Annotated in this window: 18 protein-coding genes; 9 read left to right on the plus strand and 9 right to left on the minus strand. The window is 40.4% G+C overall.

Going from position 1 to position 20416, the window contains the following annotated elements:
* From A1D16_RS02560 to A1D16_RS02575, 4 genes are all read left to right on the plus strand, one after another.
* Positions 1–1921 (plus strand): hypothetical protein (locus A1D16_RS02560; protein ID WP_290707494.1); only part of this gene is annotated, 1921 nt, incomplete at its 5' end.
* Positions 1922–2542: a hypothetical protein gene (locus tag A1D16_RS02565; protein WP_290707495.1), complete on the plus strand. Its 621-nt coding sequence runs from the start codon at positions 1922–1924 to the stop codon at positions 2540–2542.
* 115 nt (positions 2543–2657) lie between these two features.
* Positions 2658–3668 carry a nucleoid-associated protein gene (locus A1D16_RS02570; RefSeq protein WP_290707497.1) on the plus strand — a complete coding sequence of 337 codons (1011 nt, stop codon included), beginning with the start codon at positions 2658–2660 and terminating at the stop codon, positions 3666–3668.
* Positions 3665–5278, plus strand: coding sequence for a hypothetical protein (locus A1D16_RS02575; protein ID WP_290707499.1), 1614 nt, complete (start codon positions 3665–3667; stop codon positions 5276–5278). Before A1D16_RS02570 ends, A1D16_RS02575 begins: the two co-directional genes overlap by 4 nt.
* A 451-nt stretch (positions 5279–5729) precedes the next feature.
* On the opposite strand, the gene A1D16_RS02580 is transcribed toward A1D16_RS02575, so the two are convergent.
* From A1D16_RS02580 to umuD, 5 genes are all read right to left on the minus strand, one after another.
* Entirely contained in the window at positions 5730–6410 is a 681-nt protein-coding gene (locus A1D16_RS02580) for a hypothetical protein (RefSeq protein WP_290707500.1), read from the minus strand.
* Between the two features lie 134 nt (positions 6411–6544).
* Positions 6545–7312 (minus strand): SOS response-associated peptidase family protein, encoded by a 768-nt coding sequence (locus A1D16_RS02585; RefSeq protein WP_290707502.1) that lies wholly within the window; start codon positions 7310–7312, stop codon positions 6545–6547.
* Positions 7313–7316: 4 nt separating this feature from the next.
* Entirely contained in the window at positions 7317–7814 is a 498-nt protein-coding gene (locus tag A1D16_RS02590; RefSeq protein WP_290707504.1) for a hypothetical protein, read from the minus strand.
* Entirely contained in the window at positions 7801–9063 is a 1263-nt protein-coding gene (locus A1D16_RS02595) for a Y-family DNA polymerase (protein WP_290707506.1), read from the minus strand. Before A1D16_RS02595 ends, A1D16_RS02590 begins: the two co-directional genes overlap by 14 nt.
* Before the next feature lies 1 nt (position 9064).
* Positions 9065–9481 (minus strand): translesion error-prone DNA polymerase V autoproteolytic subunit, encoded by a 417-nt coding sequence (gene umuD, locus A1D16_RS02600; RefSeq protein WP_290707507.1) that lies wholly within the window; start codon positions 9479–9481, stop codon positions 9065–9067.
* A 502-nt stretch (positions 9482–9983) separates the two neighbouring features.
* On the opposite strand from umuD, the gene A1D16_RS02605 reads away from it, so the two are divergent.
* The gene (locus A1D16_RS02605; protein WP_290707510.1) at positions 9984–10304 is read left to right on the plus strand and encodes a helix-turn-helix domain-containing protein; all 321 of its coding nucleotides are present in this window, start codon (positions 9984–9986) and stop codon (positions 10302–10304) included.
* 542 nt (positions 10305–10846) lie between these two features.
* Here A1D16_RS02605 and A1D16_RS02610 read toward each other — a convergent pair.
* The gene (locus A1D16_RS02610) at positions 10847–11731 is read right to left on the minus strand and encodes a DUF6615 family protein (protein WP_290707512.1); all 885 of its coding nucleotides are present in this window, start codon (positions 11729–11731) and stop codon (positions 10847–10849) included.
* Positions 11732–12150: 419 nt separating this feature from the next.
* On the opposite strand from A1D16_RS02610, the gene A1D16_RS02615 reads away from it, so the two are divergent.
* From A1D16_RS02615 to A1D16_RS02630, 4 genes are all read left to right on the plus strand, one after another.
* Positions 12151–13785, plus strand: a complete 1635-nt coding sequence (locus A1D16_RS02615) for a hypothetical protein (protein ID WP_290707514.1) — start codon at positions 12151–12153, stop codon at positions 13783–13785.
* Entirely contained in the window at positions 13782–14510 is a 729-nt protein-coding gene (locus A1D16_RS02620; protein WP_290707517.1) for a hypothetical protein, read from the plus strand. Before A1D16_RS02615 ends, A1D16_RS02620 begins: the two co-directional genes overlap by 4 nt.
* 1016 nt (positions 14511–15526) lie before the next feature.
* Entirely contained in the window at positions 15527–16969 is a 1443-nt protein-coding gene (locus A1D16_RS02625) for an ATP-binding protein (RefSeq protein ID WP_290707519.1), read from the plus strand.
* A gap of 231 nt (positions 16970–17200) precedes the next feature.
* Positions 17201–18574, plus strand: coding sequence for an NAD-dependent succinate-semialdehyde dehydrogenase (locus A1D16_RS02630; RefSeq protein WP_290707521.1), 1374 nt, complete (start codon positions 17201–17203; stop codon positions 18572–18574).
* Positions 18575–18594: 20 nt separating this feature from the next.
* Here A1D16_RS02630 and prs read toward each other — a convergent pair whose 3' ends face one another.
* From prs to A1D16_RS02645, 3 genes are all read right to left on the minus strand, one after another.
* Positions 18595–19440: a ribose-phosphate diphosphokinase gene (prs, locus tag A1D16_RS02635; protein WP_290707523.1), complete on the minus strand. Its 846-nt coding sequence runs from the start codon at positions 19438–19440 to the stop codon at positions 18595–18597.
* Between the two features lie 17 nt (positions 19441–19457).
* Positions 19458–20189: a metallophosphoesterase gene (locus A1D16_RS02640; RefSeq protein ID WP_290707525.1), complete on the minus strand. Its 732-nt coding sequence runs from the start codon at positions 20187–20189 to the stop codon at positions 19458–19460.
* A gap of 4 nt (positions 20190–20193) precedes the next feature.
* Positions 20194–20416, minus strand: a 223-nt coding sequence (locus A1D16_RS02645; protein WP_290707527.1) for an RNA 2'-phosphotransferase, incomplete at its 5' end; no start/stop codon positions are given.

Genomic DNA, 20416 nt, shown 5'->3' on the forward strand with positions numbered 1-20416 from the left:
CGAGAATGATTTGAGTATTTCAGTAATACATCACCCCTTCAATTGGCAACAACCTACTGTTTCAAAAGCATTGAGTAATGCCATATCGAGCACTTCCGAAATTGTGATTTCCGGTCATGAACATGTAGGTAGGACGGCAATTGTTACTGATATTGATGAAAACTATCAATCTATTTTTATTTATAGCGATCCACTTCAAGATTCAACATCTGAGAACTTTAGTTGTTTCAATTTGATCACCTTTGATTCTGTTTTGAAGAATATTAGAATAGAAAAATTTAGTTATGATTCAAGTAACGCAGAATATAAACTTGAAACGCCAATAGCGTCTAGGGAAATTGTTTCACTTAAAAAGCGCAAGTCTAAGGATTATCAGATCAAACATAAGTTTGAGTGTCTTTTAGAAAATCCGGGGGCAACACTAACTCATTCAGGTGTCGATGAAGTTAAGCTAAGTGACATTTATACTCCTCCATTTTTTAATAACGTGTCTTTAGAAAAGGTAAAGAAGACATCTTTTTTGAATTTTGTACATGCAGATACTGCGTTGGATATTATTGATTCTGAGTTGCCGTTTTATAATTTGGTTATCGGTACAGAAGGGTGCGGCAAGACATCCTTACTGAAATATTTTTATTTGAAATTCTTTAAGAAAAACTATGTTCCTATCTACATTGATAGTAGAAATATTGATGGTTATAGCATAGAAAAAGTTAAAGAATTAGTTGAGCAGCGATTTTCAGAACAATACGACGAGTTGGACAAAAAATACGTCGAAGTTGATTATAGTCGAGTAGTGATAATGATCGACGATTTTCATAAGCTGGATTATACAAAAGGGAAAATTAGATTAATTGAGTCAATAAAAAATTTGTTTCAGCATATATTGATTACTGGAAATGAAGTTATGTTATTTGAAAAGTATTTTACTAGTGAAGGATTGTCAATTGAGCTTTTTGAAAACTTCAGTACCTATGTAATTCAAGAGTATAGTCCAAGCTTACGTACGCAACTTATTAATAAATGGTGCAGACTCGGTAAGGAATACCTAGATGAAAATGAAAAGCGAGAATATTTTAAAAAAATTGATTCGATTTCTAGTAATATTTCAACAGTTATAGGAAAGAATCTTATTCCATCCTATCCAATTTTTATAATCTCTATCATTCAGGCTTTGGAGTCCGGCGAGACTGAAAGTTCAGATAACAAATTACACGCCTATTATTATGAGTATTTGATAACGTCGAGTTTAAAGAAGGCATTGAGCGACAAAGGTGATATTGGTTTTTATATGACATTTGCAAAGGAATATTTTTATTTTTTGTTCAGTAGTAAAGTTAGATTTTCTCCAATTGACTATAGTGATTTTCTGAAATTCGTCGAGAGTCATCGTAGGAAATATGCTGTAACGAAGGTTTCAAACGAAACGATTAGGAAAGCTTTGGCAGATGGTAAGATACTGCGGTTTGATAGCGATAATCAAGTTCATGTCACTTATAAGTACTTGTATTACTACTTTACAGCAAAATATTTGTCCGATAATTTGGATGAAGAATCAAGCAAGCAAACAATAGATTTAATGGCTGATCGCGTTTATAGAGACGAGTACTCAAATATATTAATATTTCTGACCCATTTAACAAGAAATCGATATGTTACATATAAACTTGTGGAGAAGTCTAGAGAAATATTCCGCGAATTTGAGCCAGTAAAATTGGAAAAAGACATTGATTTTATTAATAGGCTTCAAAAGGAATTGCCTGGGTCTATTTTGAAAAGTATTGAGGTAGAGCATGCGCGTGCAAAGACAAATGAGATAGAAGATGAAAATGAGATAATTGAGATTGAAAATGAAAATAGGAGTTTGCTTGAGGATTATGATTTAAATGAAGATATAAGCGGTCTTAGTGAAATTGGATGAGTGACGAAAGCGTTACGTACAATGTCTATTCTAGGACAACTTGCGAAAAAATATTGGGGTGAATTGGTAGGGCAAGAAAAATTTGATCTTACTGAGGAGATTTTTTTATTGGGCTTTAGGACTCTTAAGTTTCATTACACTATTATTGAATCTTGCAGAGATGAGTTAATTGAACATGTTGCGAATTTGATTAAGAAGAAATCTCTTAGGGAAAGTTTAACTAAGGAAGAAGTGGAAAATATAAGTGGCGATTTTGTCTTTACGTTATCAAGTTCAAGTGCATTTGGAATATTAAAAAGGCTCGTCAACGCCGTAGGGACTACTAAGTTATCTGACACATTTGAGCATCTGGGAAATTGTTATCCTACAAATGCTATGAAATTAGCTTTGATTGGAATTAAATTAGATCATTATTCGGAGTTGCCTTCTGCGGAAATTGGACAGCTAGCAAAGGATAATAGAAGTAATCCATTAGGGTATTCGACACTTCAGTCATTTGTAATTGATCATCTTTATATGTATCCTGTCCCTTATGATAAAAAGCAACAAATATGTAGTCAATTGAATATTAGACTTGAAGATCAAAGGGTAATTCAGCAAACTTCTCAAATAAGGAAGTGACTAGTTTTCGAAGTTCTTGTATTAGTCGAAGAGCTTTTTTTTCATCTTTAGTTTACTTATATATTATTGGAATGAATTGAAGGTGGTTATTGTTTTACCTATCTAAAAAGAATTAATGAAAGTAAAATTTAAAAAGGTCTATAAGCTTAATCATGAATCTACTAAAGTTGAGGAAATTAAGTTGTCTGAGGATAAAAATGACTTCAATGATTATTTGGATGAATTAATCAACGACGTCGTTTTTGACGAACGGAGTAAACAATTCAATTTTCCTGAGGAAGAGACAAGAATTATGACAATAATTCGGTCGACTCGAGATAGACGAGAGGACGAGCAGTTAAAAAAAATTGCTAATAAACTACTAAAGGCTGAATCGCTGGCACAGCAAAAGATCGAACATTTGGATAGGGAAATTCAACGTGGTATCCTTTTAATTGCTTCCGTTATTAGTAGCGACACGTCATATTTCGTTATTTGTAAAGCTGAACATTTTGATTTTATTAGCGAAGTTGACAAGAGAAGGGCACAAGGGTTACCAATAAAAAAGAAGATATTTAAGTCGTTTGTTGCGCATTTAGGGAAGGGTGGTAAGTTAAATCGTGCTATGGTGGGGGATTCTAAACCTAGGATTTCAAGTTACTGGTGGAAGGATTTTCTTGAACTAATTGAAGTATATACTTCGGAATATAATACTGAACGTATTTGGGATGTACTTGATAGAAAAGTATTTAGTCCCATGAAGGATAGATTTAAGGCGGATAGAACATATCTTAGAAATGCAACTGTTCATTTCTTTCGGAAGAAAGATGAGTTTATTCTTACTGATTATTTGAGTGAAGTTATAGACAGTTATAAGCCTGAAGACAACGATTTAGATATTAAGGTTATTTCTGAAAAAATTAAGCAGCTTCCAGAGAAGGAAAGTTTTGATAATCGCTTCGAAATTGCTAAAGATAAACTTAAAAAGAAAGTAAGAACGTCGATTAAGCTTTCTCCGGAGTTACGTCTTGAGATACTTAATTCTACAGACTTAAGGACGTTGGTTAAGGCTGAAATAATTAGAGGAGTAAAAACTATTCTTATCAGATCAGACGAAGGTTATGATCATTTTGCGCTAGAAAAATGAAAACGATTATTGATATACTAACTGAATTATTCGTAGATTATAAAGAGATCACAAGGACGGAGACGATTGGTTTATTTGAAATTTCCATAAACGTTATTAAAGCAAATAATTTTGATGTAGGCATTGCTCAAAATGTTAAAGATATTGTTAGTTCGAAGGATGTTTTGACAATTGGAATCAATATAAATGAATCATTTTATTCTTTTGATTTTACGTCAGGCGACAATTTGGAATTTATTGAATCATGGAATCAAGCCGTTTCTCCTGAAGAGAATGATGTGTTTAGTTTTGTTTTACGAATTGAGAAGGATCATAGTATTTCAGGGCCTGTTAGTTTGTATGATTCATTTACCTTTTTCCAATACTTAGAGAAATTGGATATTTTGGACTTCATTGGTATCTTTAATGATATATTTGTTGCAGGTGCCAATTCTCCCTGTTTCATTTTGATTGGTAATCAATCTATTCTCACGACATTAACACTACACTTTGGAAGTATTGAATCTGCTTCTTTCAGCAAAATATCATATGCAGAAAGGCTTAAGATATTAGATAAACAAGTTTCCGTGTCTCATTTTACAAGCATTTCAAATCTTGCAGTAATACCAGATGATTTTTTTATCCTAGAATTTGATGAAAAATTTCCACTTTCTGTACGCCATAAGTTTGAACAGGCATGTTTCGTCACTTCAATTGCAGCTATATTCGATTATACTAATTTGGATGGATCTAATCTTACAGTTAGGTTAAACGGTTACAAATCTAGTAGAAATGTTATTCCTATTGAATCGATTAATAGAGAAATGGTGAAGACGTACTATGACATTTATGCTTGGGTTTATCAAAATGGAGGATTACATGATAAGATAGGGTTAGCGAGAAATCTTATTTCTCTTCATTTTGAAAATGGGGATGGGCACACATTGTCGAAGTCTGTATTTTCTTCAATAGTATCTGGTTATAAAGTGTATGAGAAACAGAACGTCAAACAATACATAGAACTTCGAAATAGAATGTCTGACCATCTGATTAGTTACAATGAGAAGGCATCTAAAATTACTGAAAGTTTTGCGTCAAGCTTTCAGAAATCAGCATTGACATTTGTAACTTTATTTTCTTCAATTGTAGTAGTTAGATCTTTAACAACTGGAAGTATAAGTGGTGCTTTTTCTTTTAATGCTGTTATCCTTTCACTTGCTTTTTTGTTTTGTTCATTCTTGTACTTCTTGGCGTCGCTATGGGAGATTAATCAGCAAAAAAAGAGATTTGATAATAGTTATAAACAAATGAGAAACAGGAACGAGGATTTGTTGACAGTGGAAGATATAGATCGAATTTTGAATAATGATTCGGAACATATCGATAACTTGAAATACATATCCTCCCGGCGATGTATTTATAGTTCAATTTGGTTGGGAAGTATTTTTATTTTTTTCGTTTCAGTTATTTATCTAAAGGATAGGAGGTCAGGTGAACAACAAAAGTCGTCTGCTTCGGGTGGTGCAATTTTGGATATTAAAAGTGATACTTTAAAAATAGATGGCAAAAATTGGGATTCGCTTAAGATTGAGGAGATGGAAAAAGAATCCAAAAGGCAATTTGGCCCTTGATTGTTATTTTTCGAAATTGTAAGATCTATTCAATTAGGTCAGGTGATTTTAAATATTTGAGCAACGGTTTGCTTTTTACGAGATGGCTTTTAGCTTTCTAAAAGTAAATCCTTACAAGCGACAAAATGGGCACCTGTTGTTGATACGTCATCTATCAGTGCAATTGTTGGTCGAATATCTTCTGTCAACCTGACGTTGATAAATAGATGCTTTTGAGTTCTTCAAGATATGGACGATCAGTTGTATCATGAGAATCAGTCATCGTTTTACGCAATAAAAGCTCTCACAGTTTGAAGCGGAATGAAGTGATCAGATTACGCGGAATTTCCAATTGGACGTTGTTTCATCGACAGAATATGCGTAGCCTGCAGAAATTTCTCTCTTTTGAAAGATTAATAAACTTCCCGGAGCATTAGGGGGGGATATCTAATACCTAATTCAGATGCTTTGCTTAATGTATTAGAGTTAGCTGCTCCGATTGAAGAAGCTGGAAGTAAGACAGTATCCGTTTTTTAATGACGGCGAGATCAAACATGTCTCCATTTCTAAAAGTAAGGTTTCCAACGATGATTTCATTAGAATTGTAATCCAAATTGGGTTTAATTATTATATCACAATCTATTTCAAAGGATGAATTGTCTGCCCATGCAAAAACCTTGAAATATTTGAATTCATTGTTGATTGTAAGTTTTCTTTGAATCGTTGAATGTTGAGTAGTAATTGACATCCTAAACTCGCCAATCATCCCATCCATTGAAAAACTCCAATTAACACTTTCATTCTCATGATATGGTGCCATGTTTTCAAGAATATGCTCTTCCTCTGGTATATTGTATTGACAAACCTGAAGTCTTTCACTTGCGCTCCATCCAGGATTATTAAAGTCTCCGACACTTAAATGAATGTCGATATAATTGTTTTCAGATTCAGTGTTTCTGTATCGATGATCTGGGTGAAAAAACTTTATTTTAGGCGTTTTTGACAAGCGAATTCCCTGACGCCAATATTTACATTTAGGATTGATTTCAAATCGATACTCATATCCTTCTAAAATATAGGGATGACCTGATTTAACAACGTCATTATACATAAGATCTCCCGTATTTTTAAAAGTGTTTTTCTCAATAATCATAATAGTAGTGCTAATTGCAGAAATTTACGAATTAGTACAATAGTAAATATGGTTAATTTCATAATTTGTTATTATGAATTAACCTTGGTGAAGCATCAAAGCATTAGTTACTTCTACGAGGGATTTAGTTCACCCTACGACGGTAAGTTATCCCATTGCCAGGGAACTGTTTTCCATTTGCCATCGGGCCGAGGTTTGGACGATCGTATGGAAAATACGGGATAATATTCGAGGGCGGTGGGTGGTATTTCGAATTGCAAAAGGGATCGATACTTTTCGGAGGATAAGTTGTCATCTAACCATTCCTGAGCAAGGTCAAACGGTAGAAAAAGAGGCATTCGGTAGCGATTGTCGCCATCGTTGTGAATGTTTCTCATTAACGAATTCGCTGAGCGGGTAAGCATGCCGAAGGTTTTTCGTTTAATCATTTCTCCCGTGGAGGCATCTACCGTTTCTGCCACCGAATACAATCCGGGCAGAAAAAATACCGGGGTATCAATAGGCCGAATCAAATAAGGAACTTTCTTCTTCCACCCTTGAATTGTGCGGTGTTCAAAGATGCCGGTAACAGGAATCAAACAGCGCCGATTTTTGATTTTATACCAGTAGCTAGTTGGGTCGTCAATAATCCGTTCGGAACGGATATTCAGGTATTTATTCCGCATGACAACGGGTGGCTCAGCTTTTTCATAAAACGGAATAATCCCCCATTCGAAGCGGCTGCAATGAGGTGTCCAATCGGTTCTATCGATGTATACAATCGGGTGCCTTGCAAACACCGCTACGCCCTGGATATGATCTATTGGACCAAAGTCCATATCCAATTGATCATCAAACACCAGATCGGGAAAATAATCTTCAATAGCCCGCACGTTCACCGTAAAAGAAATATCATAACACATGTACTTACCCGTTTAATTCAGCAAGTGCAATTCGCTGCTGCTGACCCCGATAATGCATAACAAGATATAGCTCGCCGAAAATTACTTCTAAATGTACGAGTAAGCTGTCTTTCCCGGCAATTTGCCATTTGGTATGATTTCGCAGGTACCGGCGGATTTCAGGTTCGAACCGATCTTTCAGGGTTTGTTTCACGCCGGCTTTATCGGCCAGAAAAGCGGAATACACGCGATAGGCGGAATTCGACTGGAGCAGTTCGGCCAGTTTGAACCGGTGTTTCTCGTTTTCCAGGTTCAAGATGGCTTTGAAGCGATCGTCCTGCAACGCGTTGAAATGAATTTTCGCAATGTTCTCCTTATCATAATCGCTCATGAGCAAGATGGTTTTGCCCATTGGGTCAAAATCGTGTAGGTAAGTTTGAGATACAAGGTAGCGGTGCCCCATTTTTCGTAAACGGTCAATCATTGCAAAATGAAATGGGAAAAAGGGATTATATCCAGACATGGAGCAGTTCATTAAAGTTGGTGGTATACCGTTGGGAGAGGTGATTTGATTTGAGGCGATAGCGCCGTTCAAACCCCTGTACGGCATATTGCACCGTATCTTTTCCGTAGGTTTTATTCAGGGCATCCAGAGCGGTGTTCAGCAATCGGCCACGGGCTCTATTACTGAGGTCGAACAAACCCATTTGCGCTTCCGAGTCATTAACGAGGTCCAGCATTACCACACCGCATTTATTGTAATTGTACCCGGGCCGAAAAATGAGGTCGAGGCCTTTCAGTGCATATTTAATGAGTTCGGGCGTGTCGTTGCTCGGAACTTCCAATTCAAGTATAATCTGGTGGCTGTACTGCCTGTCTTGCTGGCGAAAAACATTTGTTTGGATCAGCACCTGCAATTGCCTTGCACTACTGCCCTGTTTGCGCAATTTAGCGGCCGCAGTGGCGGTGTGGTTGGCAATGGCTTCTTCCAACAGCGATCGATCTTGCGTAACCTGGCCGAACGACCGCGTAGTGGCAATGTTTTTCTTTTTAGGCGGCTCCAATTCCCAGGGTGCGCAAGGCGTGCCGTTTAACTCCTTCAACAGCCGCAACCCCACTACGCTCATGTTTGTGCGAACCCAGTCGGCCGGGGCTTTTGCGAGGTCCGCAGCCGTTTCAAATCCGTTGATGGTTAAGAGCCGGGCGTACTGGGCACCTATGCCCCAGATGTCTTTTACGTTGGTGGCGGTCAAAGCCTGGTCAATTAGTCGGCGGTTGGCGAGGTAATGAACCCCCAGGTCTTTATGAAACTTCTTGGCATAACGATTGGCTAATTTTGCCAGGGTTTTGGTAGGCCCAATTCCTACGGTTACCGGAATACCGGTGTGTTGAACAACTGTTTCCCGAACAGCTACACCCAATTGCAGTAAATTGGTGTAGGGCAAGCGGCCCATATCCAGAAAGGCTTCATCAATCGAATACACTTCCATTTGTGGAACAAACCCTGCCAGTGTTTTCATAACCCGTTCGCTCATATCGCCGTAAAGCGTATAATTGCTGGAGAAAACAACTACCTGATGGTTTCGAACGATCCCTTCCATCAAATGAATTGGTGCGCCCATTACAATACCAATTTGTTTCGCTTCTTCGCTACGGGCAATAACGCAGCCGTCGTTGTTGCTGAGCACCACCACAGGCCGGTTCAGGAGCTGCGGTTGAAACACTCGTTCACAACTGCAGTAAAAATTGTTACAATCTACCAGGGCATACATCTCATCTTTCTTTTGGATCAGAGATGATTTTGGTAACCACGCCCCATACGACCAGCTCCATCTCCGGGGTGACCTCAATGTCGGGGTACTTCTTATTGCCGGATAGTAAACGGCATTTAAAGTCGTTGCGTTGGAGATATTTAACAGTGAATTCTCCATTTAGGTGAGCGAGCACAATGTCGCCGTTTTGCGCCTTAACCGACCGGTCGACTAACAACAGGCAGGTGGGTGGTATGAAGGCATTGAGCATGGAATCTCCGGTACAACGTACAAGGAAGGTGGACTCGGGGTGGTTGATAAGCAGGTCATTGAGGTTAAGTCGCTCCTCTAAATAGTCGTTCGCTGGAGAGGGGAAGCCAGCCTGAACCGACATATCAAAAAATGGAATGGTTCGCACCGTCCGTGTAGGGTAACTCATAATACTAAAATATTTAGCAAAACTACAAAGTGCTTTTCACTCAAAAAAATAAAGCGATCAATATGGGGAAATTACAACGTCCAAAGGAGAAGTGCTAGTTGCCATTGGTTGTAGGGAGAACGTATTTATAATCAGTGCGTTGTGCAAGCTCCAAGAGGTGTTTTGCGGGGCATTTATTCGGAAAATTAGTTTTTTAGGTGGGCAAGAATTTGATGTAGACGATGGTGGTCGATCGATGTTGTTTTTCCCAACTCTGGATGAACTCTGGAAAAGGGATATAGAATTGTAGATACTTTCATAGGTCAGTGGATAACATAGGGTGTTTCCTGAGACGTGAGTTGAGCTCTGTTGTAAATGAAAGAATAATATTGCAATGATGAATTTGGGCAATCGAAACTTTGTCTTTTTTGAGGCAGTATCATTTGCAAGCACCATTTTTTTCAACAATTTTTCCCTTTGATGTCCTAAGTAAAAACATCATCAATTACAATCAGCTTTTAATATGCAACAGGCGCAGGTTTTAGTTTCTATGGAATTAGACATTTTTTGGAAAAAGATGCGGGCCGTTGTTGAAGAGGTATTGCAGGAACGGGATCGGAAAGCACAGCTGACTACTGAGGCGTCAACGCCGCAACTGTTAAAAGTAAAGGACATTTGCGAGTTGTTTCAAATGTCAAAACCTACTGTCTATGATTGGATACGACGGGGGAAATTACATACGGTCAAGATTGAATCCAGGCGTTTCTTTTTGGTAAGCGATGTAGAAGAATTAATCAAAAAGCACCGCTTGTTTCTTGATACAGAACGTGTTGCAGCGCTATAGGGTGCTTGAAGTGGCTGGGAATGCTGGAATAAGGATTGGACCTTTATTGACTAAAAGATGGAACGAACTGTTGCAATTAAATCACCTAGGCCACCAACAGCCGGAATGCCGGAGCAATAGTCAAGGCGGGCCTTTGGAACGTTGGTGGGCAGCAGCGGAAAGGGCGCTTGTATAGCCTTTACTATTGTGGAGGCATAGCTATATTTGACTCAGGTGTTCAATTTATCTCTTCTTTTGCTGACCTGTAAAAAGGCGAGCACGTTGGCGACCTGATATTCTCCTACGAAATGTGTCTAGGTGTTTGTTATGCAACAATCTCCGGTGTAAGTAGTTATTTTTTTGACGGTCTTTTGTCATTTGCCTCGTCGGTCTCTTTTTCCCAAAAAGGAAAACGGCATGCGGGAATTGACGGCATGATTCTCAACTCTTTTTTTACTTCGCGTGACTCCTTTTTTCTATTAACACCGCAAGTGCCGCTCAGAGAGCATCGATTTACTATGAAAAACATCTGAGCGATAGATTCGACAAACAAGGATTCACCGTTACTCTATACGATACAAAACTCTCTCTTTCATTTCAGCAGAAAAAACCAACCGGTAACGCGGTGCGAAGGAAGTACTTATACCAGACAATGATAGGATTGGTGTCGGTCCTCGCAACGGGACTATACGGCCGATTGCGGCGGGCCGCAACAGTCGGTCCCAGCCGTCTATGTCAAGCTCGTTCCTCAGGAAGACAGCAGGCGGTGTGTCGGTAGGGTGGGTATTCGTCTGGTATCGGTGGATAAATTGATGGATACCGTTCTGTGTGAGTAAGGTCGTCAGTGCAGAAAAAGGTAATGCGGACTGGTCATGCGGACGATGCAAGTCACTAAAGGATGGTGCCTTAATCCGACCGTCGATAAACAATTGTTCCTTCAAGTAACGGGCACTAATAAAAGAACAGCCAAATTCTTCGATTGGTATCTTCCAGTGCTCGGACAAAGATTCGTTGAAGGTTGGGTCACTGTAGTGGTTGTACAATAAATAGACAGGAAGGCCGCCTGTGCGGGTTGCGTATTCCAGCAGCAGGTCGAGCTGAAGCTGCCCTTGGACCTGATGATTGATGCCGCCGTAACGGTTGTGTTGATGGAGGATTTTGCATTGACAGGGAACGTGCAGCCATCGGTTGTCTACTTCGAAAACCAGTTCAAGGTCGTTGCCGTTGCGGCGTTCGTGAGCCGATTCGTATACCGTGACTCCTAGCCTTGCCCGTTTTCCTAGTTGATAGAATTGGAACACGAGATTTTGAGTGAGCGTCGTTTCAAATACTTGAGTATGGGGTTGACGTCGGCAAAATGCGATGCGATCCCACACCGTTATGGCTTGATAGCGGAGCCAGTCCGTCAATGTCGAATGTTCATTCATCTGTTCGCGGTAATAACACATAGCGACTATTTGCGTGAATATACCGATTGTTCGCGGCGCGCGTGCGAAGCTGTCTGTTTAGGTTAAGGCCGTCGTGAGTTCATGTTTTCGGTATCAAAAGTTTTATTCAGCAACCTCTTACTATTGCCAATTCTAAGATGTGGACGGTCCGAGGTTCAAGACTTGGGCTCATTCAAAGTATTAAATTTTCCGCCAGCTATCATGTATTTTAAAATTTATTAATATATTTATGAACCTAAACCTAACTCCTAATTTTCCAAGAAATGCTTTTTTTTACGGCTATTGCCGTTGTTATCTTACCTGAGCTGGTGGCCAAAATTGGCACAAATCAGCTCGTTACAACTGTTAAGGTATGCGCCACATTCATTACAACCATAGCTTGTTGCCTTTACCATTCTCCTAGTTAATTCAAAAGATTTATGAAACATCTTGTTAGCTTATGCGCTCTACTCTTGACGGCTGTTTGTGGTAACTGCCAAGATCTTGAGACCGTTGAAGTGGATTCAATCTCCCTTGTTCCTCGAAAAACTATTCCGTTCGACAAGCCTTTTTATCTGAAGTTTCGCACTGACGAGTTGCCTGTCTCTGTTTATATAATCGAACATGTGGGAAGTAGGGGATGGACGGGAACAATACACCATGCCTTGGATAAACGCAAACCCTACGAACTAGAAGCTATTCCCCCAGCGAACTATCGTATGGTTGAGGAGGGAGGAAAAAAGTATTTGCTGATCAAATTTGGCGAGCATCCAATTTCTTATGAAAGCAAAAAAGTTCGGAGATCGTGGTTCGGAAAGAAGGAAGACCGATATGTTTTAGTCAAGCCAAAGAACAATATATTAAAACCTCGAAAGAGTTATACAATTATCCTCAATAAGATTTCGAAAGAGGGAATTGCCGTATTTGATCTTTTGGCAGAGGGAAAAACGCTAGAGAGTCAAAAGAGAAGGGCGGAAATTGCCACTTTATCCGAACAAAAATTCGGATTAGAATATTACATTCCCACGGATGGTAAAATTGCTACTCTATACACTTCAAGTCTCAAAACATTTTATGATAAGATTGCAACGAGCAAACAAATTATTTCGCAACCGACCAATGAGTTTAAAAATTTTGTAGAGAGCAAGGGTTTGAAAGACTTGAAAAACAGTTTGACCATCAAAAAAAATTTAGATGTGCTCGCGATGCTGATGGACGTGAAGCAATTGCGATTAGAGTTAACGATATTGGGAAATCTTACCTCTCAAGAACAATCAGATTTATTAAATGGCATGGTATCGCTTGAAAACGTTAACGGAAAAATGGAAACGAATAAAACGAAACAACTTGCAAATGTCGAGAGCACTTTGCAAAAAATGAATCGCGTGCAAGAATTAGCAGACATCGCCACAACTAGAGGCTGGGTGACTTTTGAAAGTACCTGGTATGATGGAAAAAATAGCTACCTTAAGAAAGTTATAAGCACAATTGAAGGAAATCTTACAGCTGAAAAAGATATTAAGGAGCAGTACGTGCAAATCGAGAAGACGATAATAGAGAAGGAAAAGTTTTTCGACCCACAAATAATTACCGGCAACTCATACGTGTATAATCTGGAAACCCGTAGTAAGTTTCAACTAAGTCCTGATTTTGGATACGTTGTATACGGTTTCCAGAAGGGCTTTACCAGCTTCACGCCTTATCTTGGCTTTCAGGTTAACTTCCGATCTATCGACAGGGATATTCCATTCAGCATTTTTAAAGGCTTGAATAAATACCCTAATAAAACGTTTTGGCACTATTTATCTTTTATGACAGGATGGAGTTTGTCGAAAACGTCAGAAGCTAACAAACGAGAGGACTTCTTTGAATCCGGGTCACTGCTGACTGGTATTGGTCTTCGGCTTACCAATTCGGTCAAGATCACATGTGGTAATCTTTGGTTCTATAAACTAGATGCAAGGCCAGAAGTAAAAGGCCGGAAATTAGCGATTACTCCTTTTGTTTCCTTATCGCTCGATTTAAGCTTAAAGTCTCTGATGAATGATATTACAAGTTTAAAACCCAGCAAATGAAATTCAGATACCCATTCCTATTCGTTTTTTCTATATTACTGGTCTATTCCTGTTATAAAGAAAGTGACTATGATGAGAAAGAGATTAGCGCCGATCGGCTCTTCGAAAAAATTTCGATTAGTAAGGATACCCTGCTGGCTAATGATGCTGATGAGGCGATATTAACCGTTCGCATTCCGTTAGACTTGAAAGATTCATATAACCTGGTTAAAGTGAAAACCAGTCACGGTGTTTTCACAGAGACTTCGAAAAATGAGGCGGAAACAGGTGCCAAAATTATTTATGAAAATGGGGAGCAACAAAGGGTTGCCATTTTTCATCTGAAAAGCAGCTTAACCCCTGGTAAGGCTAAAGTAGATTTTTCCATCAACAATGTGTCCACCCAAAAAGAAGTGACCATCGTAGAAAATCCTGCTACCAACATCAAGATTATTCCTTCGGCTTTGTACATGATAGGTGGGCCAGCCGGAGAGCTTTCGTTCAAAACGTTGGTAGGTTCGGATAAGGGCAAAGTTACTCCTGGCCAAATTGTGCAGATTTGGGTAAAGGATGAGGACAATCTAGATAAGGGAACCCTGCGCGTCAGACCATCACGAAGTGATGCTGCCGGGGAAAACAATTTTATCTATTCAATTATTCCGGATACCTCATTCACAGGCGTGCTGATAATTCGGGCCGAATGTCTCGGTCACATGGATAGTCTTAATATCGTCGTCGTAAAATAATAACAATATGCCTAAGAAATCTGCTATTACCACAAGAAAAAATGCCGCTTCATTCCGACCAAAAGTTTCCGATACAGACATGCAATTGTTGATGGAGAAACTGCAATCGCATATGGAAGAGATTGGATATGGTCATGTTGAACTAGCCCAACTTGGAGTCCGGAGAAAAGTAAACTTAAAAGACAACTGTCGGGAAGAATGGAGATGTGTTTGGGTTGATGGTCGCAATGGCCCAGAAAGGCGTTGTCGATATGTCCGTGTATGTGATTAGTTAGAACTACAAAGTGAAAAATATGAAGTTTTCGCAAGTATGCATTACTGGATATAGCTCGGCGGATATTGCATCAATTAGGATTGTATTTTAGCAGTCTATTCAGTTGAGATTACAGCTGTTTAATTATTTTGTATTGAATTCACAATCAATACTTGAGTGGACCAATTGGCTCCGACTTTTCCGACATGGTTAAATTTCAATTATCCTGAAGGATGAGGCAACTTTGACTTTGTAAGCTGGGCTAAGGGCCCAAGTTGAACACGTTTTGGATGCTTGTGTTTGATAAAATTTGCTACCTTAGATGTGCCGAAAGGTTAAACTAAGTTAGTTCTTGTATAAATGAGTAAAGTTTGGTTTAATAGTTGGAAAATCGTTTTTGATGTTGCTTGTATTCTCTCTGTATCTCGATTAGTTTAAGTGTTTCTTATTCAACAAACAATATTTACTGCATCGGCAAATAAGCCCGGCCATTATGCACCCGAATACCTGCCGATCCGGCAGGAAGGAGCGCATAGGGTCAATGCGGAGATGTTTAGATGAGCGAGGCACGGCAGAGGAATCCTGAAGAAAGCTAATCTCTCCTATCCGGCGCCAGAAATCCCTTTTTTCTGCCTATTTTGGAGGGTATTAAATTTTATTACTCGCCAAAATACGCATTAAAGCATATATTTTGGCGAGAATTAAATTTTATTGCTCGCCAAAATCAGGAATTTGCTATTTTCGTGGCATAAGAAAACGATGCATGGAAACCGTTGTCGGCAGGAAAGAAGAAACGAAAATTTTAGACCATAAACTCTCCACAGCCAGCCCGGAATTAATAGCTGTTTATGGAAGAAGGCGGGTTGGAAAGACCTACCTGATCCGTACGCATCTAAAAGAGCACATCGTCTTTGAATTAGCCGGTATTCATGAGGCTAAGATGGATGAGCAGTTGAAGAACTTTAGCCTGGCACTGGGAAGGGCGATCAACAGCCCTGCACCTATTGCAACAGCTAAAACCTGGATCGAAGCTTTTTATGATCTGGATAAGTACCTGCTGGATAAAATAGCTACAAAAAAGCCGGCGGTTCTTTTTTTTGATGAGTTTCCCTGGCTGCACACCCATCGGTCAAATTTTCTTCGTGCGTTTGATCATTGGTGGAATAGCTCAGGAACAAAGCGTGCTAATCTCAAAGTTGTAATATGCGGGTCTGCGGCATCCTGGATGATTGAGAAAATTTTAAATGACCGGGGAGGTCTTCACAACCGGGTCACCCAAACAATAAGGCTTCTGCCGTTTACATTAAGTGAAACAGACGCATATCTAAACTATAAAGGTATTCAGCTCGATCAGTATCAAACATTGCAGGTCTATATGGCTATGGGGGGCATTCCCTACTACTTACAACATATTGTGCCGGGAGAAAGTGCAGCGCAGATAATAGACCGGCTCTGTTTTACCAGGAACGGCCCACTAAGAAACGAGTTTAAAAACTTGTTTGAATCACTGTTTACACATTCTGATCAGCACGAAAAAGTGATACGGGCCCTTGCTCAAAAAGCCAAAGGGCTAACGAGAGGTGAAATCATTATTGAATGTGAGCTGACCACCGGAGGAGGAACTACAAAAATGCTGAAAGAACTTGAAGAGTCGGGGTTTATTTCCACCTATATTCCGTTTGGCAAATCAGTGAATGAGAGCACCTATAAGTTATCTGATGAGTATTCTCTTTTTTATCAGAAGTTTATTGAAAATGCCAAAGCCACTGGTGAAGGAACATGGCTCAGGCAAATCCAAACGCATTCGTATATAAGCTGGAGCGGGTTTGCGTTTGAATCAGTTTGCCACAAACATAGCAGACAAATTAAAAAAGCCCTTGGAATCGGCGATGTGTTAACAGAAGAATCTTCCTGGCGATACCTACCGTCAAAGGGAAGCCGCGACAAAGGCGCCCAGATAGACTTATTGCTGGACCGGCAGGATCGAACAATTAATGTTTGCGAAATGAAATTTGCAGGAGATGAATTTGTGATTGATAAGAACTATGCAGAGGAACTAGACAATAAGGTGAACGTGTTCAGGCGCGAAACCGGTACAAAAAAAGCACTATTTCTTTCCATGATCACAACCTATGGCGTTCGGAAAAACAATTATTATACGGGTAGGGTGATGAGGGAAGTTAAAATGGAGGATTTGTTTAACTGAAAAGCCAGTATTCAACGTCAATAAATACAACCAATAGAAAGTATTCCAGCGTCAAAACGATGTATTAATTAGCCAGGCTTCGTACATCCTGCAGGCTTTCTATGCAACCAAGGAACTATTGCCTTGCTCAGCCATATTACCGGACATGTGTTGTTGCGGGCATTCCGGCAAAAATGATAAGATCTGTATAGTTCTTTCTTTAAAACTGTCTAAATATAATTTTGACTAACTATGTTGCTACAGTCCATCAACCCGGCTACAAATCAAACAATTAAGGCGTACGAAAGCCATTCGCCACAAGAAGTTCAACAAAAGATTGAACAAACACAGCAGGCCTGGAAGAACTGGCGACTAACGGATATGGAGCAACGAAAAGAGCTGCTCACCCGGCTTGCGGCAGTTTTAAGAAAACACCGAGAATCACTGGCTGTTCTAATGGCAAATGAAATGGGGAAACCTATAAAACAGGGACTAGCAGAAGTAGAAAAATCGGCGCATTGCTGTGCCTATTATGCAGCCAATGCCGCAGCGCAACTCCAGGATATGCTAATTCCTACAGAAGCTGCCAGGTCTTATGCGAGCTTTCAGCCCCTGGGAATTGTACTGGCCGTGATGCCCTGGAATTTCCCTTTCTGGCAGGTATTCCGTTTTCTGGCGCCTGCACTTGCAGCCGGCAATGCCGCATTGCTTAAACATGCTTCAAACGTTCCTGGTTGTGCCCTTGCTATTGAAGCCCTGGTAAAAGAAGCCGGTTTTCCACCGCAGCTTTTTCAAACCCTGCTTATTGGCAGTAAAGAGGTGGAAAAGGTATTGGAGCATCCGTATGTAAAAGCGGCTACATTAACCGGTAGTACGCCCGCGGGCAAACAGGTTGCGCAAAAAGCCGGATCACTCTTGAAAAAAGTAGTGCTTGAACTGGGTGGTAGTGATCCCTATATTATTTTAAAAGATGCGGACCTCGAACTGGCGGCAGAAGCCTGTGTTACAAGCCGTCTTATAAACAGTGGACAATCCTGTATTGCTGCCAAACGCTTTATTGTGGAGGCCTCGGTTCAGGAAGCGTTTACTCGGCTCTTTGTTGAAAAAATGCAGGCCAGAAAAATGGGCGATCCCCTAAATCCTGCAACGGATATTGGTCCGCAGGCCCGTACCGATTTAAGAGATGAATTACACAGCCAGGTAACAACTTCAATAGAAAAAGGGGCTGTTTGCCTGTTGGGAGGAATACTGCCCCCGGGAAATCATGCCTATTATCCGCCTACTGTTTTAACCCATGTACAACCCGGCATGCCTGCTTACGAGGAAGAATTGTTTGGCCCGGTTGCTGCTATCATTACAGCAAAGGACGAGGCCGATGCCATCCGGATTGCGAATGATACGATTTTTGGGTTAGGCGCTGCAGTGTTCACCAATGATTCCGCCAAAGGAGAACACATTGCCCGTACTCAACTTGATGCAGGGGCCTGTTTCGTTAACAGCTTTGTTCAGTCCGATCCCCGGTTGCCTTTTGGCGGAATCAAGGAATCAGGGTTCGGCAGGGAATTGGGCTTGTTTGGTATCCGGGAATTTGTCAATATCAAAACGATTTCGGTTCGCAACTACTAATTACCTATCGATTGAAAAAATCAGAGATAGTTCAGTACAGAGCGGCAGTTTACACCGCTAAGGTCGCGGAAGGAATTGGTACAGAAAATATCGTCTACCCCCGATAGCTGGGTACCTTTGCTAAAAATACCATGACTTACCACCAGTATTACGCGGGCGGCCGCTTTTGATTTCAGTAATTGTGCAGTTCCGGTAAAAGTGCCACCGCCATCACAGATATCGTCAATAATAAAGCAGGTTTTTCCCTGAAGGTGTGTGGCGCTGGCTGTTGTGGTGAAATTAGTAAGGGCACCGGTTTTAACATCGCGCTCTTTCATACATTCCACTACATCTTCCACCTGAAGAAACTGTGCCAGCTGGTGAATTTTTTTCAGGGCACCTGCATCAGGAGAAACCAGGCAGAAGGGGCCGGGTTGATGGCGGGAAAAATAATCTTGTAATACATCCTGTACAAATGTATGATTGGTAACCGGGTAGGAGCGGTCGATCAAAGCGGTACTTACTTCTGAATGCGGATCAAAGATCCTGATTTTTTTAAAACCTGCCTGATTCAGTAATTGTGCAATTACTTTCAGTGAAAAAGGTTCGCCGGTGGTCATTACCCGATCCATACGGGCCGCCAGTAAATACGATATGTTTAATACTACCTGCTCAAACTCGAGATAATCGAGGCTGTTTTTTATAAATAGTACCAGTAATAGATCATTTGCAGTAGCAATGCGACTGATAATGTTTAGCGGCTCTTTCCGATCTATATTTTCGAGAGATGTCATATCCAGTTTAATATGTGGCTGTCCATCCGGAAACTGAATTAGTTTATAGGAGATATCCGAGTTGGCGGCATTGATCAGGTTAATTGTTTTCATATATATTTCTGATAAGCTTATTTGTTGCGACCTTTTTCATGTGGATAAAGCAGGCTAACTTTTTCCGATTGAACAATAGTTTTAGTTTCAATTTCTATGGCACTGAGGAGGCCGGTGAATCCGGCACCTGTATCGAGGTTCCAGAGGTTTTTCCGGTTTACCGGTGTGCTGATGCCATAGTTGGTAGTAGGGGTATGCCCGATATAAATTTCCCTGAATTGCAGTAAACGCTTAGGATAAAAGGGATGCCCGGGTTCTAAGGACGGATCCATGGACAGGGCCATTTCCCATAGGGAGCGATCCCAATAATAATTGGTGACATAATGTTCTTTGAGCGGACCATGCATGGATGCAAAACCGGCATGAATAAAGAGGCGGTTTGAGGCATCGATGTGGTAATTTTCCAGTGATTGAAAGAAGTGCAGGTGTTCTGCTTTGGCGGCAGCCCCAAATCCTTCATAGCTTTTAATGGTTTCATAACCGCCGGAATGCAGCCATTCGGGTTGGGATGCCTTGTTCTCCAACCAGTGCTGGCACCATTGATCATGATTGCCTCGCAGGAAAACGCAGTTGAACCTGGTGCGAAAATTAACCAGAAAATCGATGGTAGCGGCTGATTCAGACCAGCCATCCACATAATCGCCGAGGAAGATGAAGGAATCGTCGGGCAAAGGATGTATTTGCGCTATTACCTGTTCTACAGCCTTCAAGGCACCATGTATATCTCCGATTACAAAAGTTCTTTTCATTGTGTTAGACGGGGAACTGAATATAGTGAGGGGCAACTGCATCGGTTAACCATACATCGTTTTCCGATTTATAAAAAACTAAGCCATCGTCCTGCATTTGCCGGGCATTGATTTCCAGTATAACCGGTTTTCCTTTTCGTTGTCCTACCAAAAAGGCACTTGCTTCATCAATGCTTAAATGCACGTGCAGGCGGTTCATTTTTCTGAGTCCACCTGCTTTTATGTCC

It is taken from the genome of Flavihumibacter sp. CACIAM 22H1, assembly GCF_001601815.1.
GTDB lineage: Bacteria > Bacteroidota > Bacteroidia > Chitinophagales > Chitinophagaceae > Flavihumibacter.

Bases quoted from the DNA above. Each gene is read 5' to 3' on its own strand.
- A1D16_RS02570 (WP_290707497.1), top strand. From the start codon at position 2,658: ATGAAAGTAAAATTTAAAAAGGTCTATAAGCTTAATCATGAATCTACT.
- A1D16_RS02575 (WP_290707499.1), top strand. From the start codon at position 3,665: ATGAAAACGATTATTGATATACTAACTGAATTATTCGTAGATTATAAA.
- A1D16_RS02580 (WP_290707500.1), bottom strand. From the start codon at position 6,410: ATGATTATTGAGAAAAACACTTTTAAAAATACGGGAGATCTTATGTAT.
- A1D16_RS02585 (WP_290707502.1), bottom strand. From the start codon at position 7,312: ATGTGTTATGATATTTCTTTTACGGTGAACGTGCGGGCTATTGAAGAT.
- A1D16_RS02590 (WP_290707504.1), bottom strand. From the start codon at position 7,814: ATGTCTGGATATAATCCCTTTTTCCCATTTCATTTTGCAATGATTGAC.
- A1D16_RS02595 (WP_290707506.1), bottom strand. From the start codon at position 9,063: ATGTATGCCCTGGTAGATTGTAACAATTTTTACTGCAGTTGTGAACGA.
- umuD (WP_290707507.1), bottom strand. From the start codon at position 9,481: ATGAGTTACCCTACACGGACGGTGCGAACCATTCCATTTTTTGATATG.
- A1D16_RS02605 (WP_290707510.1), top strand. From the start codon at position 9,984: ATGCAACAGGCGCAGGTTTTAGTTTCTATGGAATTAGACATTTTTTGG.
- A1D16_RS02610 (WP_290707512.1), bottom strand. From the start codon at position 11,731: ATGTGTTATTACCGCGAACAGATGAATGAACATTCGACATTGACGGAC.
- A1D16_RS02615 (WP_290707514.1), top strand. From the start codon at position 12,151: ATGAAACATCTTGTTAGCTTATGCGCTCTACTCTTGACGGCTGTTTGT.
- A1D16_RS02620 (WP_290707517.1), top strand. From the start codon at position 13,782: ATGAAATTCAGATACCCATTCCTATTCGTTTTTTCTATATTACTGGTC.
- A1D16_RS02625 (WP_290707519.1), top strand. From the start codon at position 15,527: ATGGAAACCGTTGTCGGCAGGAAAGAAGAAACGAAAATTTTAGACCAT.
- A1D16_RS02630 (WP_290707521.1), top strand. From the start codon at position 17,201: ATGTTGCTACAGTCCATCAACCCGGCTACAAATCAAACAATTAAGGCG.
- prs (WP_290707523.1), bottom strand. From the start codon at position 19,440: ATGAAAACAATTAACCTGATCAATGCCGCCAACTCGGATATCTCCTAT.
- A1D16_RS02640 (WP_290707525.1), bottom strand. From the start codon at position 20,189: ATGAAAAGAACTTTTGTAATCGGAGATATACATGGTGCCTTGAAGGCT.